The organism is Vibrio sp. Isolate30 (assembly GCF_022397975.1).
GTDB classification, from domain to species: Bacteria; Pseudomonadota; Gammaproteobacteria; order Enterobacterales; family Vibrionaceae; genus Vibrio; species Vibrio fortis.
Genome location: NZ_JAKEUS010000003.1, coordinates 322,485 through 348,192 on the forward strand (window position 1 = coordinate 322,485; position 25,708 = coordinate 348,192).

The 25,708-nt window shown below is 45.6% G+C and carries 21 protein-coding genes and 10 tRNA genes; 1 reads left to right on the plus strand and 30 read right to left on the minus strand.

Annotated features, from left to right (window positions below; translation table 11 throughout):
• Nucleotides 1-24 precede the first annotated feature (24 nt).
• The 18 genes from L1D60_RS11620 to pncC all read right to left on the minus strand — a co-directional run bounded on the left by L1D60_RS11620 (nt 25) and on the right by pncC (nt 10,057).
• Complete coding sequence (locus L1D60_RS11620; protein WP_032549775.1) at nt 25-282, minus strand: oxaloacetate decarboxylase subunit gamma; 258 nt, start codon at nt 280-282, stop codon at nt 25-27.
• 374 nt (nt 283-656) lie between these two features.
• A tRNA-Arg gene (locus tag L1D60_RS11625) sits at nt 657-733 on the minus strand.
• A gap of 84 nt (nt 734-817) precedes the next feature.
• Nucleotides 818-894, minus strand: a tRNA-Arg gene (locus L1D60_RS11630).
• 56 nt (nt 895-950) lie between these two features.
• Nucleotides 951-1,027, minus strand: a tRNA-Arg gene (locus L1D60_RS11635).
• A gap of 85 nt (nt 1,028-1,112) precedes the next feature.
• A tRNA-Arg gene (locus tag L1D60_RS11640) sits at nt 1,113-1,189 on the minus strand.
• Between the two features lie 56 nt (nt 1,190-1,245).
• Nucleotides 1,246-1,322 (minus strand) — tRNA-Arg (locus L1D60_RS11645).
• Between the two features lie 82 nt (nt 1,323-1,404).
• A tRNA-Arg gene (locus L1D60_RS11650) sits at nt 1,405-1,481 on the minus strand.
• A gap of 56 nt (nt 1,482-1,537) precedes the next feature.
• Nucleotides 1,538-1,614: transfer RNA gene (locus L1D60_RS11655), tRNA-Arg, on the minus strand.
• Between the two features lie 89 nt (nt 1,615-1,703).
• Nucleotides 1,704-1,796, minus strand: a tRNA-Ser gene (locus L1D60_RS11660).
• A 42-nt stretch (nt 1,797-1,838) separates the two neighbouring features.
• A tRNA-Arg gene (locus tag L1D60_RS11665) sits at nt 1,839-1,915 on the minus strand.
• 42 nt (nt 1,916-1,957) lie between these two features.
• Nucleotides 1,958-2,050 (minus strand) — tRNA-Ser (locus L1D60_RS11670).
• A 441-nt stretch (nt 2,051-2,491) separates the two neighbouring features.
• Entirely contained in the window at nt 2,492-2,689 is a 198-nt protein-coding gene (csrA, locus tag L1D60_RS11675; protein WP_004415691.1) for a carbon storage regulator CsrA, read from the minus strand.
• Nucleotides 2,690-2,781: 92 nt separating this feature from the next.
• Nucleotides 2,782-3,963 (minus strand): aspartate kinase, encoded by a 1,182-nt coding sequence (locus L1D60_RS11680; RefSeq protein ID WP_239841295.1) that lies wholly within the window; start codon nt 3,961-3,963, stop codon nt 2,782-2,784.
• Between the two features lie 219 nt (nt 3,964-4,182).
• A complete protein-coding gene (gene alaS / locus L1D60_RS11685; protein WP_239841221.1) occupies nt 4,183-6,765 on the minus strand; it encodes an alanine--tRNA ligase in 2,583 nt (860 codons plus the stop codon).
• Between the two features lie 266 nt (nt 6,766-7,031).
• Nucleotides 7,032-7,538 carry a thiol peroxidase gene (gene tpx, locus L1D60_RS11690; RefSeq protein WP_239841222.1) on the minus strand — a complete coding sequence of 169 codons (507 nt, stop codon included), beginning with the start codon at nt 7,536-7,538 and terminating at the stop codon, nt 7,032-7,034.
• Between the two features lie 60 nt (nt 7,539-7,598).
• Nucleotides 7,599-7,877 carry a hypothetical protein gene (locus L1D60_RS11695; protein WP_239841223.1) on the minus strand — a complete coding sequence of 93 codons (279 nt, stop codon included), beginning with the start codon at nt 7,875-7,877 and terminating at the stop codon, nt 7,599-7,601.
• 510 nt (nt 7,878-8,387) lie between these two features.
• The gene (recA, locus tag L1D60_RS11700) at nt 8,388-9,425 is read right to left on the minus strand and encodes a recombinase RecA (protein WP_239841224.1); all 1,038 of its coding nucleotides are present in this window, start codon (nt 9,423-9,425) and stop codon (nt 8,388-8,390) included.
• Nucleotides 9,426-9,565: 140 nt separating this feature from the next.
• Complete coding sequence (pncC, locus tag L1D60_RS11705; protein ID WP_239841225.1) at nt 9,566-10,057, minus strand: nicotinamide-nucleotide amidase; 492 nt, start codon at nt 10,055-10,057, stop codon at nt 9,566-9,568.
• 121 nt (nt 10,058-10,178) lie between these two features.
• Between pncC and mutS the strand changes: the two genes are divergently transcribed.
• Entirely contained in the window at nt 10,179-12,740 is a 2,562-nt protein-coding gene (gene mutS, locus L1D60_RS11710) for a DNA mismatch repair protein MutS (RefSeq protein WP_239841226.1), read from the plus strand.
• A gap of 83 nt (nt 12,741-12,823) precedes the next feature.
• On the opposite strand, the gene rpoS is transcribed toward mutS, so the two are convergent.
• From rpoS to relA, 12 genes are all read right to left on the minus strand, one after another.
• Complete coding sequence (rpoS, locus tag L1D60_RS11715; protein WP_239841227.1) at nt 12,824-13,804, minus strand: RNA polymerase sigma factor RpoS; 981 nt, start codon at nt 13,802-13,804, stop codon at nt 12,824-12,826.
• A gap of 95 nt (nt 13,805-13,899) precedes the next feature.
• Entirely contained in the window at nt 13,900-14,850 is a 951-nt protein-coding gene (gene nlpD / locus L1D60_RS11720) for a murein hydrolase activator NlpD (RefSeq protein ID WP_239841228.1), read from the minus strand.
• Between the two features lie 32 nt (nt 14,851-14,882).
• Complete coding sequence (locus L1D60_RS11725) at nt 14,883-15,509, minus strand: protein-L-isoaspartate(D-aspartate) O-methyltransferase (protein WP_239841229.1); 627 nt, start codon at nt 15,507-15,509, stop codon at nt 14,883-14,885.
• On the minus strand, nt 15,506-16,252 hold the full coding sequence (surE, locus tag L1D60_RS11730) for a 5'/3'-nucleotidase SurE (RefSeq protein WP_239841230.1): 747 nt from the start codon (nt 16,250-16,252) through the stop codon (nt 15,506-15,508). The genes L1D60_RS11725 and surE overlap by 4 nt, the downstream gene beginning before the upstream one ends.
• Nucleotides 16,253-16,288: 36 nt before the next feature.
• Nucleotides 16,289-17,338: a tRNA pseudouridine(13) synthase TruD gene (gene truD / locus L1D60_RS11735; protein WP_239841231.1), complete on the minus strand. Its 1,050-nt coding sequence runs from the start codon at nt 17,336-17,338 to the stop codon at nt 16,289-16,291.
• A 22-nt stretch (nt 17,339-17,360) separates the two neighbouring features.
• Nucleotides 17,361-17,840 carry a 2-C-methyl-D-erythritol 2,4-cyclodiphosphate synthase gene (ispF, locus tag L1D60_RS11740; RefSeq protein WP_239841232.1) on the minus strand — a complete coding sequence of 160 codons (480 nt, stop codon included), beginning with the start codon at nt 17,838-17,840 and terminating at the stop codon, nt 17,361-17,363.
• A 2-nt stretch (nt 17,841-17,842) separates the two neighbouring features.
• On the minus strand, nt 17,843-18,544 hold the full coding sequence (gene ispD, locus L1D60_RS11745; RefSeq protein ID WP_239841233.1) for a 2-C-methyl-D-erythritol 4-phosphate cytidylyltransferase: 702 nt from the start codon (nt 18,542-18,544) through the stop codon (nt 17,843-17,845).
• Complete coding sequence (ftsB, locus tag L1D60_RS11750; RefSeq protein ID WP_239841234.1) at nt 18,544-18,825, minus strand: cell division protein FtsB; 282 nt, start codon at nt 18,823-18,825, stop codon at nt 18,544-18,546. The genes ispD and ftsB overlap by 1 nt, the downstream gene beginning before the upstream one ends.
• A 474-nt stretch (nt 18,826-19,299) precedes the next feature.
• Nucleotides 19,300-20,598, minus strand: a complete 1,299-nt coding sequence (eno, locus tag L1D60_RS11755) for a phosphopyruvate hydratase (RefSeq protein ID WP_239841235.1) — start codon at nt 20,596-20,598, stop codon at nt 19,300-19,302.
• Nucleotides 20,599-20,674: 76 nt separating this feature from the next.
• Nucleotides 20,675-22,315, minus strand: a complete 1,641-nt coding sequence (locus L1D60_RS11760; RefSeq protein WP_004739047.1) for a CTP synthase — start codon at nt 22,313-22,315, stop codon at nt 20,675-20,677.
• Between the two features lie 151 nt (nt 22,316-22,466).
• Complete coding sequence (mazG, locus tag L1D60_RS11765) at nt 22,467-23,264, minus strand: nucleoside triphosphate pyrophosphohydrolase (RefSeq protein WP_239841236.1); 798 nt, start codon at nt 23,262-23,264, stop codon at nt 22,467-22,469.
• 208 nt (nt 23,265-23,472) lie between these two features.
• Nucleotides 23,473-25,695 carry a GTP diphosphokinase gene (gene relA / locus L1D60_RS11770; RefSeq protein WP_239841237.1) on the minus strand — a complete coding sequence of 741 codons (2,223 nt, stop codon included), beginning with the start codon at nt 25,693-25,695 and terminating at the stop codon, nt 23,473-23,475.
• Nucleotides 25,696-25,708: the final 13 nt, after the last annotated feature.

Genomic DNA, 25,708 nt, shown 5'->3' on the forward strand with positions numbered 1-25,708 from the left:
ACTCCTTTTAATCCTTTTTAATTGCTACTTAGCAGTCGATACACGGTATTGATGAACCGCGGACGATATTGCTGCCACAACCTGTGGACTAACAGCAGAAGGGGTTGATTGTGATTTTTGAATTGTTTTTGGTGCAGCGATCGGCTCGGGTACTTCTTCTGGTACCAGTTTCGACATTAACCGAACGAGATAAACGAGAATAGTTAAGAAGATAAAGACGACAGACATACCTGTCACCATTAGGGTTGCCGCATCTCCTAGCAGGCTTCCTATATTAGTCATGTTGCTTCCTTTCTTTGTCATCCTGACATGTGTGCAGGATTTCAGCGAATAATGATCCCGACCCTTGGATTATCTCGATTGGTAAAAGTTTGTCAATTTTGTTTAAGGCTGTGTTACGGATAACACACAGATCAGGTTAATTATTCGCCATACAGATCACATAAATCTGACAAATTAATGATTTTCAGATGAATAAACTGCGACTTAATTAGGCTTTTTTCTGCAAATGATATGAGTAAGGTGGAATAAACAGTTGGGAACAGCTAAAGCTAATAAATACAATAGGTTAGGAAAAACCAAATATTAACATTTAATTAACAATAAAAGCTACAGACGAAAAAAAACCTCGTATAAACGAGGCTTTTTTAAGGAAGTGGCGCGCTCTGGAGGATTCGAACCTCCGACCGCCTGGTTCGTAGCCAGGTACTCTATCCAGCTGAGCTAAGAGCGCGCGGTTTTCGCGTTAAATAACTATTCTAGAGAGCTAATTAACACAAGGATTTCTGTTCTTGTCAGAAAGAAAGCCTTTAAATAGTGGCGCGTCCTGGAGGATTCGAACCTCCGACCGCCTGGTTCGTAGCCAGGTACTCTATCCAGCTGAGCTAAGGACGCACGGTTTTTGATATCGGTTTTCCAATATCAGGAGTTCACTAGGAAACCCTAAATAGTGGCGCGCTCTGGAGGATTCGAACCTCCGACCGCCTGGTTCGTAGCCAGGTACTCTATCCAGCTGAGCTAAGAGCGCGCGGTTTTCGTATTAACCAACCATTCTAAATAAGCTAATTAACACAAGGATTTCTGTTCTTATCAGAAAGAAAGCCTTTAAATAGTGGCGCGTCCTGGAGGATTCGAACCTCCGACCGCCTGGTTCGTAGCCAGGTACTCTATCCAGCTGAGCTAAGGACGCACGGTTTTTGATATCAGTTTTCCAATATCCGGAGTTCACTAGGAAACCCTAAATAGTGGCGCGCTCTGGAGGATTCGAACCTCCGACCGCCTGGTTCGTAGCCAGGTACTCTATCCAGCTGAGCTAAGAGCGCACGGTTTCGATATTAATTGCCAAAGGCGTAATAATCAATATCAAGATTCTCATTCTTATAATGAAAGAAAACCTTTAAATAGTGGCGCGTCCTGGAGGATTCGAACCTCCGACCGCCTGGTTCGTAGCCAGGTACTCTATCCAGCTGAGCTAAGGACGCACGGTTTTTGATATCGGTTTTCCAATATCAGGAGTTCACGAGGAAACCCTAAGTAGTGGCGCGCTCTGGAGGATTCGAACCTCCGACCGCCTGGTTCGTAGCCAGGTACTCTATCCAGCTGAGCTAAGAGCGCACGGTGTTTCACTCTCTCGAATGAAGTTGTGAAATATATCACACTTTGCTTACAACGAAACAAAAAAAAGGCCATCGGCCTGTAATGAATGGCGGTGAGGGAGGGATTCGAACCCTCGATGCAGCTACAAACCACATACTCCCTTAGCAGGGGAGCGCCTTCGGCCACTCGGCCACCTCACCTAATTCATTATTATCACGCCTATCAAATGATAAGAGAGATAATGGCGCGCTCTGGAGGATTCGAACCTCCGACCGCCTGGTTCGTAGCCAGGTACTCTATCCAGCTGAGCTAAGAGCGCACATATTGTTGTCTAACTTGCTACGTTTAGACTCGCAAGAAATGGCGGTGAGGGAGGGATTCGAACCCTCGATGCAGCTACAAACCACATACTCCCTTAGCAGGGGAGCGCCTTCGGCCTCTCGGCCACCTCACCGTCTTGCGGAGGCACATATTACGTTTTACCGAAAATATGTCAAACACTTTATTGAAAAAAAATGGATAAAAACACTCAACCGTTTGCAATTTAATCAAAGCGCTTGCTATTTGAACTTATTAGTATCAAAAGGCTCTTTTTCCCTTAAAAATTAAGGTGAAAGATTAGCAAAATTACGCGCGGAATTAAGTTATCTAATTTTTAACAATGACATTGTCAGTGCATAAGCAACCATACTACGAGCCTAGAAATTTGGCTACATCTGTATGCAAGAAAAAAGGCGAACTCGTGACACAGATAAAGTGTTTATCGATGAAGTTGGAATGACAGTGAATACATCAATCACCAACTATCGTTTTTTCCTATAACCTAAACTCGGTTTCAAACGCCAGGATCAAAAAAGGCTAGCAACAGTGCTAGCCCTTTTTCTACGCGAAAGTATTAGTAGTTGCCAGATGCAACGTTACCATTACCTTTTTCAGCTTGAATGCGCATGTAGATCTCTTCACGGTGAACAGATACTTCTTTAGGTGCGTTAACACCAATACGTACTTGGTTACCTTTAACACCTAGTACAGTCACTGTTACTTCATCACCAATCATCAGTGTTTCGCCAACGCGGCGAGTCAAAATTAGCATTCTTTGCTCCTTGAGTAATCTCTAAATTTATCTAGCTACGAGAGCATTATCCAACAAAAGTTATATTTTCGTAAACTATCGAATGAGTTTATTTAACCAAAATGCACTTCTTTTTTAAGATAACCCTGTGTTTCACGCGCTACAATGTATGCTTTGTGTAGTATGTTAGCAGCTGTATCGACCTGGTCGGGAGAAACCACCAGGGTTAAAGACTGCTGCTGCAATAAGTGATGCTGTACATCAACCTCGCCTTCAGACAACAATCCATGTGAACTGACCACAATATCTTGTGTTCGACTACCTACTACAGTTAACAAACTAACTTGTTCACTATTACGGATTTTCTCAGCAAAAACTAGTTTTAATTTCGTACTTGCGTCGCGTTTAATCACCACTGCTGCTCGTTCTGTTTCCTCGATCACACTACACACTTCGATACCGAGTAATTGTGCCTGTGATATGAGAGATGACAGCTCTTCTACTGCGCATTCTATCAACACCATATCTTTCTGAATGGCGATGCCAGATATGTCATTCAAACACTCTTCGCCCGAGATTAAGGTACCCTCGCCCTTCTCAAAGCTTGATAACACTCGCAGTGGTACTTGATGCTTCCACGCAAATTGAACGCAAGGCAGGTGCAAAACCTTAGCCCCGCAACGTGCCATCTCTTCCATTGAAGGGAAATCAAGCAGAGGTAAGCGTTTGGAATCTTTAACCACTCTAGGGTCACAAGAGTAAACGCCATCAACATCGGTATAGATCTGACACTCTTGCGCATTGAGCGCACCAGCTAATGCAACAGCACTAGTGTCTGAGCCACCACGCCCCAGCGTCGTGATATCGCCTTTGTGATTAACGCCCTGAAAGCCGGCCACAATCACTATCTGTCCTTGTTCGAGCAGAGCTTTAATCGGAGCAGTATCAATATGAGTGATAGCGGCATTATTATGGTTTGAGTCGGTGTGAATCTTGGCTTGATAACCTGTCATCGATGTCGCTTCATAGCCCAATTTGTGTAACGTCATTGCTAATAAAGCCATCGAGACCTGTTCACCGGCTGTCAATAAGACATCCAATTCCCTCGCGTTTGGTACGCAATCTATCTGATTGGCTAAATCAACTAATCGGTTTGTTTCTCCTGACATTGCAGAGACCACCACCACGACCTGATTGCCGTCGTTTTTTGCTTCAATGATTTTCTCTGCAACTGAGTGGATTCTTTCAATAGAGCCCACTGACGTTCCACCAAATTTTTGTACGATAAGAGGCATTTTCACCCGTCCTCACCTTCCCAAGACCAATGTCTATATATGACAAAAAAACACACTTCGCGTCATAGCGAAGTCATAAAAATTAACCAATAGGTCGACTCTAAGTTCCAACCTCTTGGTTAATTTCAATACTTTTTATTAGCTTACGTAATTAACGATGATACAAAATAAAAGATGCCCAATCGGGTGATTGGGCATCTTTGGATCAAGAGATTAGTTTTATAGGCGCTCTTCTAGCCATGCTTGAACTGACTTCATCGCTTCAGGCAGTGCTGATACGTCTGTACCACCTGCTTGAGCCATGTCAGGACGACCACCGCCTTTACCACCAACTTGCTCAGCAACCATCTTAACTAGGTCACCCGCTTTTACTTTGCCGATAAGGTCTTTAGTAACACCCGCGATAAGACCAATCTTGTCGCCATTGATGTTAGCTAGCATCACAACGCCACTACCCATTTGGTTCTTAGCATTATCAACCATAGTACGTAGGTTCTTAGGATCAGCACCTTCCATACCTGCGATCAGTACTTTCACGCCGTTGATTTCTTGTGCTTTGCCCATGATGTTTGCACTTTCAGATGCAGCCATCTTCTCTTTCAGCTTTTGAATCTCTTTCTCTAGTGCTTTCGCCTTAGAAGTAGATTCAGCAATCTTCTCTTCATACTTAGCTTGTTGCTCTTCGATAGCATCCAGCGCAGCTTCACCCGTTACGGCTTCAATACGACGGATACCCGCTGCAATACCACCTTCAGAAGTGATCTTGAACAGACCGATATCACCTGTGTTTGAAGCGTGGATACCACCACAAAGCTCAGTAGAGAACTCACCCATAGACAGTACGCGAACTTCGTCATCGTACTTCTCACCGAAGAGTGCCATCGCACCTTTTTCCTTCGCTGATTCGATATCCATGATGTTAGTTTCAATCACATGGTTCTTACGAATTTGTGCGTTCACTAGACGCTCAACTTCTTTCAGTTGTGCTGGTGTTACCGCTTCAAGGTTAGAGAAGTCGAAACGTAGGTTGTCAGGCTTAACCAAAGAACCTTTCTGAGCAACATGCTCACCTAGAACTTCACGCAGTGCCGCGTGCAATAGGTGAGTTGCAGAGTGGTTTAGTGAGATAGCAGCGCGACGTTCAGCGTCTACTGTTGCTTCTACTTTATCGCCTTTAGCGAATACACCTTCAACTAGCTCACCGTGGTGTGCAAATGCGTTGCCTAGCTTCTGAGTGTCTTCAACTTTGAAAAGACCAGATGCAGTTTTTAGCGTACCTGTATCACCACATTGACCGCCTGATTCCGCGTAGAATGGTGTCTCTTCAAGGATGATGATTGCTTTATCGCCAGCAGACAGAGAAGCAACCTCTTCACCTTCAACGAAAAGTGCAGAAATTTCGCCAGCACCTTCTGTACCAGTGTAACCACAGAATTCAGTATTGGTTTCAACTTTGATCGTCGCGTTGTAGTCAGTACCGAATTGACCTGCTTCACGTGCACGCTGACGTTGAACTTCCATCGCCTTCTCGAAGCCTTCTTCATCAATAGTGAAGTCACGCTCACGAGCTACATCGTTAGTTAAGTCAGCTGGGAAGCCGTAGGTATCGTAAAGTTTGAATACGGTTTCACCGTCTAGCTCTTTACCTTCAAGTGCATCTAGTGCTTCGTTCAAGATAACCATGCCGCGCTCTAGTGTGCGACCGAAGTTTTCTTCTTCGATACGAAGTACTTTTTCAACAAGTTCTTGTTGCTTCTTCAGCTCGTCTGCTGCGCTGCCCATAACTTCAGCCAGCACGCCTACAAGTTTGTGGAAGAATACGCCTTGTGCACCAAGCTTGTTACCGTGACGAACTGCACGACGAATAATACGACGTAGAACGTAACCACGACCTTCGTTTGAAGGCATAACGCCATCAGCGATCAAGAATGAACAAGAACGAATGTGGTCAGCAATAACGCGTAGCGACTGGTTTGATAGGTCTTCGTAACCGATCGTTTCAGCTGTCGCTTTGATTAGCTTTTGGAATACATCGATTTCGTAGTTTGAGTGTACGCCTTGCATGATTGCAGAGATACGCTCAATACCCATACCTGTATCTACAGCAGGCTTAGGTAGCGGTTCCATTGTGCCGTCTGCATGACGGTTGAACTGCATGAATACGTTGTTCCAGATCTCGATGAAACGGTCACCATCTTCTTCAGGAGTGCCTGGACGGCCGCCCCAAATGTGTTCACCGTGATCGTAGAAAATTTCAGTACATGGACCACAAGGACCTGTGTCACCCATTGTCCAGAAGTTGTCAGACTCGAACTGTTTACCACCTTCTTTGTCGCCGATGCGAACGATACGGTCAGCAGGTACACCTACTTTCTTGTTCCAGATATCGAATGCTTCGTCATCTGTCTCGTATACCGTTACCAGTAGACGGTCTTTTGGTAGTTGTAGAGTTTCTGTTAGGAATTCCCAAGCAAACGCAATCGCGTCTTCTTTGAAGTAGTCACCAAAGCTGAAGTTACCAAGCATTTCAAAGAATGTGTGGTGACGAGCCGTGAAACCTACGTTTTCAAGGTCGTTGTGTTTACCACCAGCACGTACACAACGTTGAGCCGTAGTCGCTCGAGTGTAGGCACGCTTTTCGGCGCCTAAGAAACAATCTTTGAATTGGTTCATACCTGCGTTAGTAAATAGCAGGGTTGGATCGTTATGTGGAACTAACGATGAACTGTCTACGATTTGGTGTCCTTTGCTCTCAAAGAACTTAAGGAACGCGTTGCGAACCTCATCAGTGCTCATGTACATGCAGCTCTTCCTGAAAATAGTCGAGTTAGAATTTTGCCGTATTGTAGATCATGGTTAAGGCTTCGACTAGTTTTCTTGTACAAAAGAGCCATTGGGATAGAATTTAGGCCGGAATTCTTCAAAATCGAGAGTAATAGTCACCAAACGGCGCACAAAATAGCGCAGCATCATGCTCAAGATCGACAATCGAAATAGAGTAAGCAAACTCATCCATAAAATGAAAAAACCTCAAGACTAGAAGCCTTGAGGTTACAATCAAAAACGAATTAGCCTTGAATAGCTTCAACAACAAGGTTGAAATTTGGTGCTTCGGTGATCTCACTAACCAGTTCACTGTGAATCACGTTATTTTCGCTATCCAATAAGATAACCGCACGTGAAGCAAGACCAGTTAGAGCGTGGTCTTTTATTTCAACACCAAATGTGTTCAGCGCAGTTACGTCTTTAAACACAGAAAGGTGCTCAACGTTGGCAATTTCAGACGCTTCATTGTAACGCGCCAACGCAAATGGTAGGTCTGCTGATACGGTATAGATCGACACATCTTTCAGGTTTAATTGAGCCAGTTCAGACAAGCTCTTAGTCGTTGCAGCACACACTGGTGTATCGATGCTTGGGAATAAGTAAATCAGCTTGTACTTGCTGTCTACATCAGAGATTGTCAGTGGGTTAAGCGACAGAGTACACAGCTCAGGTGTTACTAGTTGCTCGCCTTTACCTGGAAAATGACCTGCTAATGCGACCTGCTCACCAAGAAACGTAACTTTATTCATGATTTATCCTTTTGATTTCCGACGACTCAAAAGCCATCTGTTTTATTTTTCTAGTGCTATTTAAATGACGTTAATAACAGTTTTAAATTCGGTCAGCTTTGGTAAAGCGTCATCGAAGCCTGCAGATTGTGAGAAATCCATCTCTACATCGAGATTCTGCTTGGCAAGATTCAGTAAGACGTTACGGTCATTACTATCCAATGACTTGATGTTTGCAGACAGCACTTTTACTAGGCTTTGCAGCACATCCAGTTGAAAGGACTCTATCGATGTCATCGTTCGATACTCCTCTAGTAAATGCGTCGCTAACTCTGCGTCTTTTCTCTTAATCTTTGACATTCTCTTACCTATTCACAAAACCAAATTAATAACTTAACTATCAGTAACCTCAAATCGTGGGAAAAATTTATCACCCGACATAACACCGAGCCACAAACCTTTCTCAAACCAAAATGTAATGACGGATAAAACTTCACACCAAACCAACACATCAGCGTATAAAGAATGTAACGACGAACAAAGACATCAATATAAGCAATTGATAGAAAATGAAATAAACTCACACCCCGCTCTAATATCAGTGTTTTGTCATGATTAGAACTTTCCGAGAAAAAGAACGAAATTAGACTTTTTCTACAGCTAGTTCAGTGTGGACAGGGAAAGCAAATCGTAGCAAGACATCACCCTTGATTGCAGCACTGGAGTCAGTAAACCAAGAGTCGTTCAGCAGTGAAGAAGAAAGTGACCTTCCGAAGGGGATAAGAAATAACAGCTAGGATAGTAGGAACAAAAAATAGTGGGTACAAAAAAGCCCCGCAAGTGCGAGGCTTTCCAATCAGAGCGAGTTAATTATAACTCTTCTTGCGGCATTTCACCTGTCTCTGGCTCTTCAGCTTGAGCTGGAGTCAGTAGCATTTCACGAAGCTTAGCATCGATAGTTTTCGCTGCTTCTGGGTTCTCACGAAGGAACTTACCAGCGTTCGCTTTACCTTGACCGATCTTATCGCCGTTGTAGCTGTACCAAGCACCCGCTTTTTCAATCAGCTTATGCTTAACACCTAGGTCGATTAGCTCACCCTCACGGTTAAAGCCTTGACCGTATAGAATTTGAGTTTCAGCTTGCTTAAATGGTGCAGCAATCTTGTTCTTAACAACCTTAATGCGAGTTTCGTTACCTACAATCTCGTCACCTTCTTTGATAGAGCCAGTACGACGGATATCAAGACGAACAGATGCGTAGAACTTAAGTGCGTTACCACCCGTTGTTGTTTCTGGGTTACCAAACATAACACCGATCTTCATACGGATTTGGTTGATGAAGATACACATACAGTTAGATTGCTTCAGGTTACCTGTTAGCTTACGCATTGCTTGAGAAAGCATACGCGCTTGCAGACCCATGTGGCTATCACCCATCTCACCTTCGATTTCCGCTTTCGGTGTCAATGCTGCTACAGAGTCGACAACAAGAACATCAATCGCACCTGAACGCGCTAACGCATCACAGATTTCTAGTGCTTGCTCACCGGTATCAGGCTGAGAAACAAGAAGCGCATCGATATCAACACCCAGCTTTTGAGCATAGATAGGGTCTAGTGCGTGCTCCGCATCGACGAATGCACATGTTTTACCTTCACGTTGAGCTGCTGCGATAAGCTCTAGTGTTAGGGTTGTTTTACCTGATGATTCTGGACCATAGATCTCAACGATACGACCCATTGGCAGGCCACCAGCACCTAGTGCGATATCCAGAGATAGCGAGCCAGTAGAAATGGTTTCTACATCCATTGTGCGGTTGTCACCAAGACGCATGATAGAGCCTTTACCAAACTGCTTTTCAATCTGACCAAGGGCTGCGGCTAACGCTTTTTGTTTATTCTCGTCCATTACTATCTCCACATAATCGGTTGTCTATAACAAGCGATTTAGAATCTGTTTCTAACCCACATAGGGGTGACTAATTGGTGTTTATTATACTGTTGATTCATACAGTGTCCATACCTGTATGAAAATTATTTGTACAATTGTTACTTCTCTTCCAACAGGTAATCATAAATAACCTTAAGCGCGCAGGCGGTCGCTTGTTGCCGTACTTGTGATCGATCACCCGCAAATACATGCGTTTCTACTTTTTGCCAGCCACTGTTTGTAGCCCACGCAAAACAAACGGTGCCGACAGGCTTCTCTTCACTGCCACCACCAGGGCCAGCAATACCACTGATCGATACTGCGATCGTGCCATTTGAGTGCACCAATGCGCCTTGAGCCATTTCAATCACCACAGCTTCACTTACCGCTCCATGTGCTTCGAGTGTTGAAGCTTGTACATCAATCATCTCTTGTTTGGCTTCATTACTGTATGTGACAAATGCACGATCAAACCATGCAGAGCTGCCTGCTATGTCCGTGATTGCGCTTGCAACCCCACCACCTGTGCACGACTCTGCCGTCACTAACACGTGCTGGTTTTCTAATAGAAGTTGGCCAAGTTTTTCGCTGAGTTGTTGAATCGATGACATGGTGACAAACTCCGTTGTTTTTGCATGAGTGAATTTGAATCTTTATCGCTTGCGCCGCTTTTCGCAGGTATCGCTTTCACGTATCCTAAGCCGCAATAGAAATAAACGAAAGAAGTTAACTGTGAAAGCCGATCAAAAACATACTCCCATGATGCAGCAGTACCTAAAACTCAAAGCAGAGAATCCAGAGATCCTGCTTTTCTACCGCATGGGAGATTTCTACGAGCTTTTCTATGATGATGCCAAAAGAGCATCTCAACTCCTCGATATTTCCCTAACTAAACGCGGTTCATCAGCAGGCGAACCTATCCCGATGGCAGGTGTTCCTTTTCATGCAGTAGAAGGCTACCTTGCGAAATTGGTTCAATTGGGTGAATCTGTGGCGATCTGCGAACAGATTGGTAACCCTGCGACATCGAAAGGCCCAGTAGAACGTGCCGTTGTTCGTATCGTGACACCGGGTACAGTGACTGATGAAGCCCTTCTTTCTGAGCGCGTTGATAACCTCATTGCTGCGATCTACCACCATAACGGTAAGTTTGGCTACGCAACGTTGGATATCACCTCGGGTCGATTCCAGCTTTCAGAACCAGAGACTGAAGAGTCAATGGCGGCAGAACTGCAACGCACTTCTCCTAGAGAGCTACTCTTCCCTGAAGATTTTGAACCTGTAGAGTTAATGGCGAACCGTAACGGTAACCGCCGTCGCCCAGTATGGGAATTTGAACTAGATACGGCTAAACAGCAGCTCAACAAACAATTCGGCACTCGCGATCTGGTTGGCTTTGGTGTGGAACATGCCAAGCTTGGTCTGTGTGCTGCAGGTTGTTTGATCCAATATGTAAAAGACACCCAACGTACCGCGCTGCCGCATATCCGCTCACTGACTTACGATCGTCAAGATCACTCGGTGATCTTAGATGCCGCAACTCGTCGTAACCTAGAGATCACCCATAACCTAGCCGGTGGTACAGACAATACACTAGCTGAAGTGCTTGATCACACAGCAACGCCAATGGGCAGTCGTATGCTTAAACGTTGGTTACATCAGCCGATGCGTAACATCTCTGCACTCGATCAACGCCTAGATGCAATTGGTGAAATGAAAGACGTTGCGCTGTTTACTGAACTACAGCCAACATTAAAACAGATTGGTGATATTGAGCGTATCTTGGCACGTCTAGCACTTCGCTCAGCACGCCCACGTGATATGGCACGCTTACGCCAAGCGATGGACTATCTTCCAGAACTTGCAGATACATTAGAGCAAGTCTCTCACCCATATCTAAGCCAGCTTGCACAATACGCCGCGCCTCTTGAAGAAGTGTCCGAGCTACTGACTCGTGCAATCAAAGAGAACCCTCCGGTTGTGATCCGTGACGGTGGCGTTATTGCAGCAGGATACAGCGCTGAATTGGATGAGTGGCGTGACCTTGCAGATGGCGCAACAGAATACCTAGACAAGCTCGAGGCTGAAGAGCGTGAACGTCACGGTATTGATACGTTAAAGGTTGGCTACAACAACGTACACGGTTTCTTTATTCAGGTGAGCCGTGGTCAAAGTCACTTGGTGCCACCTCATTACGTGCGCCGCCAAACGTTGAAGAACGCTGAGCGTTACATTATTCCTGAGCTAAAAGAGCATGAAGATAAGGTTCTAAATTCTAAGTCTAAAGCGCTGGCGATTGAGAAACAGCTATGGGAAGAACTATTCGACCTACTGTTGCCACATCTAGAGCAGTTACAAAACATCGCCTCTTCAGTATCTCAATTAGACGTACTACAGAACCTAGCTGAGCGCGCAGATACATTAGATTACTGCCGCCCTACTCTAACCAAAGAACCTGGGGTACACATTCAAGCAGGTCGTCACCCTGTAGTTGAACAGGTTATGGACGAACCTTTCATTGCTAACCCAATTGACCTAAATGATCAACGTAAGATGCTGATCATCACAGGTCCAAACATGGGTGGTAAATCGACCTATATGCGTCAAACCGCGTTGATCGCACTAATGGCTCATATTGGTTGTTACGTTCCTGCCGAGAGTGCAACGATTGGCTCTATCGACCGTATCTTCACTCGAATTGGAGCATCCGACGATCTTGCATCTGGTCGCTCAACTTTCATGGTCGAGATGACGGAAACAGCCAACATTCTGCATAACGCAACACCAAGCAGTTTAGTTCTAATGGATGAGATTGGTCGCGGTACCAGTACTTACGATGGCCTGTCACTGGCTTGGGCAAGTGCAGAGTGGCTAGCAAACCAAATCAATGCGATGACACTGTTTGCGACGCACTACTTTGAACTGACCGAGTTACCAAACCAAATTCCAACTTTGGCGAATGTCCATTTGGACGCCGTTGAGCATGGTGACAGCATTGCCTTCATGCACGCAGTTCAAGAAGGTGCCGCAAGCAAATCTTATGGTCTTGCCGTAGCTGGGTTGGCCGGTGTACCAAAAGCGGTGATTAAGAATGCGCGAGCTAAGCTTACTCAATTGGAAGCGCTGAGCGCTGAGACACCGACAGCTAAGCCAAGTGGCGTTGATATTGCCAACCAACTGAGCTTGATCCCAGAGCCAAGTGAAGTAGAGCAAGCACTAGCAAACGTAGATCCTGATGATCTAACACCACGCCAAGCTCTAGAAGAGTTGTATCGTTTGAAGAAGCTTCTTTAGCTATAGAGCAGACTTCTAAAGCCCGATAAAAACAAAAAACGCTGACGATATATCAGCGTTTTTTTGTTTTTTCTAACCCAAGATTAGTCATTTTCAACGTTGAATAGATTTTCCATATTCAAACCTTGCTTGATAAGGATCTCTCTTAAACGACGTAGACCTTCTACTTGAATCTGACGCACACGTTCGCGAGTTAGGCTAATTTCACGCCCTACTTCTTCAAGGGTCGATGGCTCATAGCCAAGAAGACCAAAGCGGCGTGCTAGCACCTCTTTCTGCTTAGGATTCAGTTCATCTAACCAGTAGATCAGTGACGTTTTGATATCACTATCTTGAGTTGAAACCTCTGGATCAGAGTTATTTACGTCTGGGATGATGTCCAGTAGTGCTTTCTCACCATCACCACCAATCGGCGTGTCGACCGAGCTTACGCGCTCATTAAGGCGTAGCATTTTACTTACATCGCTCACCGGCTTATCTAGCTTAGTTGCGATCTCTTCGGCTGTTGGTTCATGATCAAGCTTTTGCGATAGTTCGCGAGCAGTACGCAGGTAGATATTGAGTTCTTTCACTACATGAATTGGTAGACGGATAGTACGCGTTTGGTTCATTAACGCACGTTCAATCGTTTGACGAATCCACCATGTTGCGTAAGTAGAAAAACGGAAACCACGTTCTGGATCGAACTTCTCAACCGCACGAATCAGACCTAGGTTGCCTTCTTCAATAAGATCAAGCAGAGCCAGGCCGCGATTGCTATAACGACGAGAAATTTTTACCACAAGACGTAGGTTACTTTCGATCATGCGCTTGCGAGCTGCTTCGTCTCCGCGTAATGCACGACGAGCATAAAGCACTTCTTCTTCTGCGGTTAAGAGTGGTGAGAAGCCAATTTCACCCAAATACAACTGTGTTGCATCTAGGCTCTTCGAAGTCACTTCGACTTCTTCTTTTACTTCTGCTTTTTTAGTGACGGTTTGTTCGCCTTGCTCAACATTTGCCAACTCCGTGGTCTCTTGATCAAGTTCGAACTCTTCTTTAATAACTGCATTGCTGATACTCATAACGCCTCCCCCTGGCGATATTAGCAAGACATTACAACTTCAAATGTCGCTAAATGACTATGTCACTGTATACAAGTACCGTTGCGGCACCCGTATTAAGGCAAATAACGTTTTGGATTAACGGATTTACCTTGGTAACGAATCTCAAAGTGCAGCCGAACGCTTTTGGCTCCAGAACTTCCCATTGTGGCAATTTTCTGTCCTGGTTTAACACTTTGCCCTTCAGATACTAATAGTCGATCGTTATGCGCGTATGCACTTAAGTAGTTGTCATTATGCTTTACAATCACGAGATTGCCGTAGCCTCTGAGTGCATTACCCGAATAAACAACCGTTCCCCCTGCAGTAGATACGATAGGCTGACCACGCTGTCCTGCTATGTCGATGCCTTTATTTCCTTGTTCACCTACAGAGAAATTCTTGATTACTCTCCCTTTGGTTGGCCATAACCATTTCGATACTTTATCGTTAGTTGGCTTGCTGGCGGTTGTAACATTCTGTTTACCTTTAGAACCAACATACTCCTTTGGCTTCGATTGTTCAACCTTCTTTGGTGGATCTTTTTTAACCGTTTTCGCCGTTGACTGCACAGGTGCCGGTTTAGAGTTTTTGCTCTTCACAGGCTCAGCTTTGGTCGTCGCTGGCTTAGAGGATTTTGAACTGGTAGAGCTTGGAGTACTCGCAACTGGAACCACTGGCGCAGGTTTAGGAGCCGGAGTCGCCGCCGCAACTGCAGTGGACTTGCCATAAGCAGGTGCCTTGTACGATGGACGCCATAACTTAAGCTTCTGCCCTGGGTGGATAGTGTAAGGCGCGGACAGATCGTTGTTGTGAATCAGATCATTAACATCTTTGTTGGTCAAATAGGCGATAAAGTAGAGGGTATCGCCTTTCTGAACTTCATAATAGCTACCACGATAACTGCCACGCTCTATGGTCGAGTAATCTTTGTTTAGGTTTGATACAGGTGCAGGGGAATTCGCTGCGCACCCTGCCAGTACGCAACTCAACAATATCGCTATCCCTTTTGAAAACTGTGAACGCATTCAGTTGTTATCCATCTACACCAATAGTTTTATTACGCCAGTTCACCCGGAACCAAAGGAACAAAGCGTACCATCTCAATCGTTTCTGAAAGGTACTCATCGCCTTGGCGGGTAATTTTTAACAGTTGTTGTTCATTGTCCCCAACAGGGATCAACAAGCGACCGCCATCACTCAATTGCTCTAAGAGCGCCTGAGGGATTGATTCGGCTGCCGCAGTTACGATGATGGCATCAAATGGACCTTTCGCAGACCAACCTTGCCAGCCATCGCCATGTTTCGTGGAAATGTTATAAAAATCAAGTTGTTTCAGTCTTCTCTTAGCATCCCACTGCAACGATTTAATACGTTCAACAGAATAAACATGATCAACCAACTGAGCCAATACAGCCGTTTGGTACCCCGAGCCAGTTCCAATTTCTAAGACGCGGCTGCTTTGTTGAAGTTCCAACAATTCCGTCATTTTTGCCACAATGTAAGGCTGAGAAATTGTCTGACCTTGCCCAATAGGCAATGCGTTGTTGTCGTAGGCTTGGTGATACATCGCCTGCGATAAAAAACGCTCTCTAGGCAAACGAAAAATCGCATCCAAAACCTTTTGGTCTCGAATACCACTCTCAATCAGAAAACTGACTAAACGGTGTGCATGGGGATTCGTCACTGGCGCTCTCCTAGCCACTGCGACATGGCACCTAGAGATTCATGGGCAGTTAGATCAACTTGCAACGGCGTAACTGAGACGAAGCCATGCTCTATCGCATAAAAGTCCGTTCCCTGCCCGGCATCTTGTTCTTTACCTGGAGGACCTAACCAGTAGATATCGTGACCTCTTGGGTCTTTCTGCTTAATCATGTCTTCAGAGTGATGACGAGCGCCAAGACGTGTCACCTGCGTTCCCTTAAGATCACCAATAGCAACGTCTGGAACATTCACGTTCAACAAACGATTGGTTGGGATCGGTCGAGCTAAATGCTGTTCGACGATTTGGCGTGCAATAAGAGCGGCAGTTTTAAAGTGTTGTTTGCCCACCAAAGAGAATGCGACTGATTGTACACCTAGAAAGTGCCCTTCCATCGCAGCGGCAACAGTACCTGAATAGAGTACGTCATCACCTAGATTCGCCCCATGATTAATGCCAGTCAGCACTAAATCAGGCATGTCATCCTTAAGCAACTCATTCAATGCAAAGTGCACACAGTCCGTAGGCGTACCTTGTACTGAGTAGGTGTTCGCTGCAATTTCTTGAACACGCAAAGGCTGCTCAAGCGTTAATGAATTCGACGCACCTGAGCGGTTCCGGTCAGGTGCAACGATAATAACGTCAGCAAGATCGCGTAGCTCATCAGCTAGGGCATGAATACCCTGAGCATGAACGCCATCATCATTGCTGAGTAAAATCTTCATTTTGTATCCTTTCTTATATCCGTCCAATTTACGCCTTTATTGCGCGTATTGTCGCTCAACAGCCACTTCTTCCACTAACTCACGAACAATTGCAGTCGCGAAGCAACCTGCATCCAGCGAGAACTTAAGAGTGATGTTGTCGCCATCCACTTCCCATGAAAGCTGTTGTGGCTTTAAAGAGGCTTCACGACGGTCATGACGCATACGGTTACCGCGGATCAGTGCCATCAAATCTGGCTCATCATCAAGGTGTTTCTGTTCAAGAGCAAGCGCACTATCTTGTGTCGGTAGAGCATTATCTCCGGCCATCGCCACAGAAACCTGCGCTTCGCCTTTCTCAATCGCCACGTTCACCGCTTCAATATTTTCAGCCGTGACCAACTGCTGCTCACCAGCATTGAAAATCACATCACCCAGAACTGCAGCGTTAAACACATTCTGTTCAATACGCTCAGACAAAATGCGATTGAAGATCCAAGAGCGAGCAGCTGATAGATACAAACTGCGCTTATTCTGGTTACGTGTACGTACGTTATCACGCCCCCAACGACGAGCTTCAGATAAGTTATTCCCTTCATTACCAAAACGCTGTGCACCAAAATAGTTTGGCACACCGAGCTTCGCGACTTGCTCAAGTCGGTTTACCACATCAGCGGTGTCAGTCACTTCCGACAGAGTCAGTTCAAATTGGTTACCCACCAGATCACCAGGACGTAGCTTTTTGTTGTGACGCGCCGTTGCTAGGATCTCAATGCTTGGGTATTGCGCCAAGAAAGCAGTAAAGTCTGGCGTATCACCTTTAGGTAGGTGAACACTTAACCATTGCTCAGTCACGGCGTGGCGATCTTTTAAGCCTGCCCAGCTGACATCTTTGGATTTTACGCCACACGCCTTTGCTAATTCATTGGCAACAAAGCTCGTATTCTCACCGGTTTTACGGATGCGTACCATTAGGTGCTCACCTTCTCCCGAGAATTCGAAACCTAAGTCTTCGATAACCACAAAATGCTCGGCCTTTGCTTTCAGTTTAGCTTGTGCCGTTGGCTTGCCATTTAAATAGGCAAATGAAGATAGAATATCTGACATGCTGTTCTTTTCGTTTTGGTGCTTATGCACTTTTAGTAATTAGGACGACTGCTTCGCTTGCAATGCCCTCTTTACGCCCGGTAAAACCAAGACGCTCAGTTGTTGTCGCTTTTACATTCACGTTGCCAATATCTGTTTCAAGATCTTCAGCAATCGCTTGGCACATTGCATCAATATGTGGAGCCATTTTTGGCGCTTGTGCCATGATGGTCACGTCCACATTACCGATTTGATAACCTTGCTCTTTAACGCGGCGATAAACGTCTTTAAGTAGCTCTCGGCTATCTGCTCCCTTCCACTCATCATCAGTATCAGGAAAATGACGACCAATATCACCCGCGGCGATCGAGCCTAATAAAGCATCGCACAAAGCATGCAAAGCCACATCACCATCGGAGTGCGCAACCAGCCCTTGCTCATAAGGGATGCTCACGCCACCAATAATCACAGGGCCTTCACCACCAAACTTATGAACATCAAAACCGTGGCCAATACGAATCATCATTATTCCTTATTCTGACTTAAATAGAACTCAGCCAATGCTAAATCTTCTGGCTGAGTTACCTTAAAATTATCTGAGCGCCCAGCAACCAGAGCTGGAGATGCGCCTTTCCACTCAAACGCAGACGCCTCATCAGTAATCGACACGCCTTGTTCAAGAGCCTCTGTTAGAGCCTGTTGCAGCGGTAAAGTTCGAAACATTTGCGGTGTCAATGCGTGCCATAAGTTTGCACGCTCTACCGTGTGATCAATCTGTCCATCAACACCACGTTTCATCGTATCTCGAACCGGTGCAGCCAAAATGCCACCAACTGGATGAGATAGTGCCGCTTCAATGAGCTTATCGATGTCATCCTGTTGAATACATGGCCTAGCAGCATCGTGCACCATGACCCATTCACCCAGATGACTCTCTTGAATATAGTTTAGAGCAGATAAAACCGAGTCGGCACGTTCGCTGCCGCCTTTAACGCGCACCACGTCAGGGTGCTGGCTTAAACTTAGCTCAGGAAAGTATGGGTCACCTTCACTTACAGCGACCACAACTTTACTCACTCGAGGGTGAGCAAGCAGCTTGTTAACGGTGTGCTCTAAGATGGTGGTCGCGTTAATCGTCAGATACTGTTTCGGGCGGTCGGCCTTCATTCTGCTGCCAACACCCGCCGCTGGTACAACAGCGACAATACCTTGTTTACTAGTCGACATTAATGCGATTCCTCACCAACTATTCGATAAAACGTTTCGCCTTCTTTTACCATTCCCAACTCATGTCGAGCGCGCTCTTCGATAGCATCCAGCCCTTGGCGGAGGTCATCGATTTCAGCAAACATTTCTGCATTTCGAGTATGAAGCTTCTCGTTCACTTGTCTTTGAACTTCGATTTCGTTGTTCACTGTGTAGTAATCAGAAATGCCATTTTTACCGAGCCACAATGTGTGTTGCAGCCAGCCAAGTAAGATCAGCAGGACAAGAGCAAAGATTCGCATAACACCTTTCGCCGGTTAGAAAAGAAGGAACTAGAATAAGGCACATATATACCATAATGCGCTTATTGGTGCGAGATATGTGGTGTAAGGGAATCGATAAGTAGAAGAATTATCGGGCAGAATCTTTAATGGTAGTAACCCAATCGCCTTCCACTCTCGTCACTCCCCAAAAGGAGGGACGACTAACTTGGAATCTATTGAAGTTAACATTGGAAGAGATTCCCTACTCCTTCCTTCGTCAGTCTATGGAATGACAGATACAAAAACGCCCCCGAGATCGGAGGCGCTTTTTAAAGCTTTAAGCTAACAATTCGCTATGAATTATTGACCTTTAACTTCTTTAAGACCGCTTTCGTTGTAAAGGGGGGGAGCTTTAAAACCTAGAGCTTCTTCCCGCTATTTTCTACAAACATAAAAAAACGCCCTACCGAAGTAGAGCGTTTCAAAAGCTATAAGCTAACAATTCGCTATGAATTATTGACCTTTAACTTCTTTAAGACCGTTGAAAGGAGCTTTAGAACCTAGAGCTTCTTCGATACGGATTAGTTGGTTGTACTTAGCAACACGGTCAGAACGGCTCATAGAACCAGTCTTGATTTGACCTGCAGCAGTACCTACCGCTAGATCAGCGATAGTTGCATCTTCAGTTTCGCCAGAACGGTGAGAGATTACAGCTGTGTAACCTGCGTCTTTAGCCATCTTGATTGCAGCTAGAGTCTCAGTTAGAGAACCGATTTGGTTGAACTTGATAAGGATAGAGTTAGCTACGCCTTTCTCGATACCTTCAGCAAGGATCTTAGTGTTAGTAACGAATAGATCGTCACCTACTAGTTGAAGCTTGTCACCTAGTAGTTCAGTTTGGTGCTTGAAGCCATCCCAGTCAGACTCGTCTAGACCGTCTTCGATAGAAACGATTGGGAATTGGTTAGCTAGCTCAGCTAAGTAGTGGTTGAACTCTTCAGAAGAGAAAGTCTTACCTTCGCCTTTCATGTTGTAGATGCCAGTTTCTTTGTCGAAGAACTCAGATGCAGCACAGTCCATAGCTAGAGTAACGTCTTTACCTAGTTCGTAACCAGCAGCTGCAACAGCTTCTGCGATAACTTCTAGAGCTTCAGCGTTAGACTTAAGGTTAGGAGCGAAACCACCTTCGTCACCAACTGCAGTGCTGTAGCCTTTAGACTTAAGAACTTTAGCTAGGTTGTGGAATACTTCAGCACCGATACGTAGACCTTCTTTAAGAGTCTTAGCACCAACTGGTTGGATCATGAACTCTTGGATGTCAACGTTGTTGTCTGCGTGCTCACCACCGTTGATGATGTTCATCATTGGTAGAGGCATAGAGAACTGACCAGCAGTACCGTTTAGCTCAGCGATGTGCTCGTATAGAGGCATGCCTTTAGCTGCAGCAGCTGCTTTAGCGTTCGCTAGAGAAACAGCTAGGATTGCGTTAGCACCGAACTTAGATTTGTTCTCAGTACCGTCTAGCTCGATCATTACTGCGTCGATTGCAGCTTGGTCTTTAGCGTCTTTACCAGTTAGAGCTGTAGCGATTTCGCCGTTTACAGCTTCAACAGCTTTAAGAACACCTTTACCTAGGAAACGTGCTTTGTCGCCATCACGTAGCTCAAGAGCTTCGCGAGAACCAGTTGATGCGCCAGATGGAGCAGCAGCCATACCTACGAAACCGCCTTCTAGGTGTACTTCAGCTTCTACAGTTGGGTTACCACGTGAATCGATGATTTCACGACCTAGAACTTTAACGATCTTAGACATTGAATGTTTCCTTCTCGTTGAATATATAATGTCAAATTAAAGGCAGCAGCACTGCAAACGCTACTGCCGGTATTCCTTACTTCTCTAATTCGTCACGCTGGTTTTGACCAGCCGCTTTAACGAAGCCTTCGAACAATGGGTGACCATCGCGAGGCGTAGAAGTGAACTCTGGGTGGAACTGAGCTGCAACAAACCATGGGTGGTTTGGAATCTCGATAACTTCAACCAGTTTCTTGTCCGCAGACAGACCCGATACTTTTAGGCCCGCTTTTTCGATTTGTGGACGAAGATTGTTGTTCACTTCGTAACGGTGACGGTGACGTTCATGGATCGTCGCGCTACCGTATAGTTCACGAGCTTTTGTCCCTTTCTCTAGGTGACACAGCTGTGAACCTAGACGCATAGTACCACCTAGGTCAGATTTTTCAGTACGTTCTTCAACTTTACCTTCACCATCTACCCATTCAGTAATTAGACCAACTACTGGGTACTTCGTGTCTTTGCTAAATTCTGAAGAGTGTGCACCTTCCATGCCCGCAACGTTACGTGCGTACTCGATAAGTGCCACTTGCATACCAAGACAGATACCTAGGTAAGGTACTTTGTTTTCACGAGCGTATTGCGCTGCGAAAATCTTACCTTCAACACCACGGTCACCGAAGCCACCTGGTACTAGGATTGCGTCAAGGCCTTGAAGTGCTTCTTCGCCTTTCGCTTCTACTTCTTGAGAGTCAACGTACTTGATCTTAACGCTCAGACGGTTCTTCAGACCCGCGTGCTTAAGTGCTTCGTTCACTGACTTGTATGCATCTGGTAATTCAATGTATTTACCAACCATACCGATGGTTACTTCACCAGTTGGGTTCGCTTCTTCATAAATTACCTGTTCCCATTCTGATAGGTCAGCTTCTGGAGCGTTGATACCAAAACGAGTACACACTAGGTCATCAAGACCTTGTGATTTAATTAGTTGAGGGATCTTGTAGATTGAATCTACGTCCTTCATTGAGATTACCGCTTTTTCTTGTACGTTACAGAAAAGTGCAATCTTCTTACGCTCGTTCGCAGGGATCATGCGATCAGAACGACAAACTAGGATATCTGGCTGGATACCGATAGACAGTAGCTCTTTAACAGAGTGCTGAGTCGGCTTAGTTTTCACTTCACCAGCTGCCGCTAGGTAAGGAACTAGTGTTAGGTGCATGAACATTGCACGCTCACGGCCTAGCTCTACTGCTAGCTGACGAATCGCTTCCATGAATGGTAGAGACTCGATATCACCAACCGTACCACCAACTTCAACGATCGCAACATCGTGGCCTTCAGCGCCAGCGATTACACGGTCTTTGATAGAGTTAGTGATGTGAGGGATTACTTGGATAGTTGCACCTAGGTAATCACCGCGACGCTCTTTCGCTAGAACGTCTGAGTAAACACGACCCGCTGTGAAGTTGTTACGCTTAGTCATCTTGGTGCGAATGAATCGCTCATAGTGACCAAGGTCAAGGTCAGTTTCAGCGCCATCTTCCGTAACGAACACCTCACCGTGTTGAGTTGGGCTCATAGTGCCCGGATCAACGTTGATGTAAGGGTCAAGCTTCATCATAGTCACTTTAAGACCACGAGCTTCTAAAATAGCTGCAAGCGATGCCGCTGCAATACCTTTACCTAGAGAGGATACAACCCCGCCAGTAACAAAAATGTAATTTGTCGTCATGTTTAACCTGAAATTGGTTGAATGAGGGAAAATGGATTTCTTCTGGACGGGATGAAAATATACCAGAAGCCCCTTATCGCCACAACGTGAAATCTATCACACTGCTATTTTTTATTTTTTGCTTCAAATCAAATCAGCACAAAAGCTTTGTTCAACTTTTCTCCGCCAACTTGACTTCATCCCACATAGAATCGAGCTCAGAGAGCGAAAAATCGTTCAAAGTTTTACCTTTTTGACGAACTTTTCCTTCCACTCCTTTAAAGCGACGCTCAAATTTTACGTTTGCTTTACTCAATGCCGATTCTGGATTTTTCCCTAGATGCCTCACTAGATTCACAGTCGCGAACAGTAAATCACCCAATTCTTCCTCTACCAAATCCTCATTTGGCGTAATTTGTAGTGCCTCTTCCAGCACTTCATCAACCTCTTCTCGGACCTTATCGACAACCGGGCCGATCGAGTCCCAATCAAAGCCATATTTGGCTACCTGTTTTTGCACCTTTGTAGCACGCAAAAGTGCAGGTAGAGAGTTTGGTATTGAGTCTAGAATACTTTCCTGAGTTTTGCCTGCTTGAGCTTTTTCTTTGGCTTTTTCCGCTTCCCAATTGGCATTGATTGCTTCTTCATCATCAAACTCAACATCAGAGAAAACATGAGGATGACGACGAGTGAGCTTTTCATTCACACCATCAACCACATCGGCAAACTCAAACAGCCCTTGCTCTTTCGCGAGTTGACTGTAAAAAATCACTTGAAACAGTAGATCGCCTAATTCCTCTTGCAGATTCGACCAGTCTTTGTTGTGAATCGCATCCACCACCTCATAGGTCTCTTCGATAGTATGCGGGACGATTGTTTCAAAATTTTGTTTCAGATCCCAAGGGCAGCCACCTTCTGGATCGCGCAGCTTTGCCATTATTTGTTCTAGTTGTTCAATCGGGTGGCTCATGGTGCTTTCCTATTATTCTGTTTGATTGTTTTAATCTAATGCTTTTCTTAAAACTAAAAAAGGTGAGCAGTTAAAACCACTCACCTTTGTCTTTATCTGTCATCCCCAAGAGTGAAGAATGAGCGAGTTGGGGATCTCAAACCGCATAGCGAGATTCCCTATCACGTTCGTCCCTCACTGTAGGGAATGACGAGGATAATACCAAATATCACCCCAACCTCTTGACGCTCATGACATCTTTAATCTGCTCAACGCGGCTTGTTACGCGGCTGAGAATTTCAATGTTGGTCACCTCTAAGTCAAAGTCCATCACTGACAGCTGACGCTTGTAGTCGGTGCGACTCTTCATAGTCGTAACACTTATCTTCTCATTCGCGAACAGCGATGTGATGTCTTTTAATAGACCACTGCGCTCTAGCGCTTCAACACGCAGCGTTAGGATGTAAGAGCCGACGAAACCATTACCCCAAACCGTATCAATAATACGCTCTGGCGCGTGGATTCTTAGCTCGCTCAACTGTTCACAGTCGCTACGGTGAACCGAAATACCACGACCTTGAGTGATGTAACCCTTGATGCTGTCACCTGGAATTGGCTGACAACAGCGAGCAAGGTGCGTCATTAGGTTATCGACACCTTCCACCACTACCGCGTCTTTCTTAGGGCGGCTCTGCTGAGCTGGCTTGTTCTCTGACTCAAGCAGCTTCTCTAGCGCTTTTTGATCTTCCTCTTCCGCCGTTGGTTTATTCACCAAAGCGTTGATGTGGTTGATCACTTGGTTGATACGCAAATCACCGCTACCGATACCGGCATACAGCTCATCTGGCGTATTCACGTTGAAACGCTTCAGGGCATATTGGTCTGCATCTTTGAGCGTTGCGCCAATTTTATGCAGCTCACTCTCTAGAATGTCACGACCTGCCTCGAGGTTTTTCTCACGGCTTTGTGCACGGAACCAAGCGTTAATCTTGGCGCGAGCACGACCTGAATGAACGAAACCTGTGGTTGGGTTTAGCCAATCACGTGAAGGGTTTGGTTCTTTCTGAGTGATGATCTCAACCTGATCGCCCATCGAGAGTTTGTGAGTAAATGGAACGATACGTCCACCTACTTTGGCACCGATACAACGGTGACCGACCATTGAGTGGATATGGTACGCGAAGTCCAATGGAGTTGCGCCCATTGGTAAGTCGACCACATCACCGCGTGGTGTAAATGCATATACACGGTCATCAAAGACTTGGCTACGAACTTCATCCAGCATCTCGCCAGAGTCCGACATCTCTTCTTGCCAATCGATCAGCTTACGCAGCCATGTGATCTTCTCATCGTAACCACTGCGACCACCTGATGAGCCTTCTTTGTACTTCCAGTGCGCCGCCACACCCAGTTCTGAGTCTTCGTGCATCTGTTTAGTACGGATCTGGATCTCGATGGTTTTGCCTTCTGGTCCCAGAACCACGGTATGGATAGATTGGTAGCCATTCGGTTTCGGATTCGCGACATAGTCATCGAACTCGCTTGGCAGATGTTTGTATTTGGTATGAACAACACCGAGTGCTGCATAACAGTCTTGCAGTTGGTCTGCGATGATACGTACCGCACGCACATCGAACAGCTCGTCAAAGGCCAAGCCTTTCTTCTGCATTTTGCGCCAGATACTGTAGATGTGTTTCGGACGACCACTCACTTCGGCATTGATGCTAGAGCGCCCCATTTCAGACGTAAGATCATCAACGAAGTCAGTGATGTACTGTTCACGAACGATACGACGCTCAGAAAGCTGTTTAGCAATCTGTTTATAGGTGTCTGGTTGTTGGTAACGGAAGGCGTAATCTTCGATTTCCCATTTAAGCTGACCAATACCAAGGCGGTTTGCTAGGGGAGCGTAAATGTTGGCACACTCTTTCGCTGCCGCTCTACGCACCTCATCTGGGGCTTTTTTCACCTCGATAAGGTTACAGATACGCTCAGCAAGCTTGATAACAACGCAACGGAAATCATCCACCATCGCCAATAACATGCGACGCACGTTATCAACCTGACCCGACGCTGCACTACCCTCAAGGGTAACGTTGAGTTGGCCAAGTGCCGCCATCTCTTCAACGCCATCAATCAGTTTAACGATCTCTTTGCCGTAGCTCTCTTCAAAGGCTTCTCGCTCAAATACACCACTGGAGACAACTGGGAAAAGCTGAGCCGCAACGAGTGTCGCGCGATCCATTGATAGCGTCACCAAGATTTCTATCATCTCTCGGCCACGCCACAATAGCAGTGAGGCTTGCTCATGCTCTTTTAGCAGTTCTTCACAGTGACGATAAACCTTGATCAGTTTATTCGACGTTTTGGCATCCTGATTTAAAGATGCAATCCAGCTTTCTAGCTCAAACTGTTCGCTTGGGTTTAAATGTGCGCTTCGTACCGCAACCATCATGCCTTCCTAG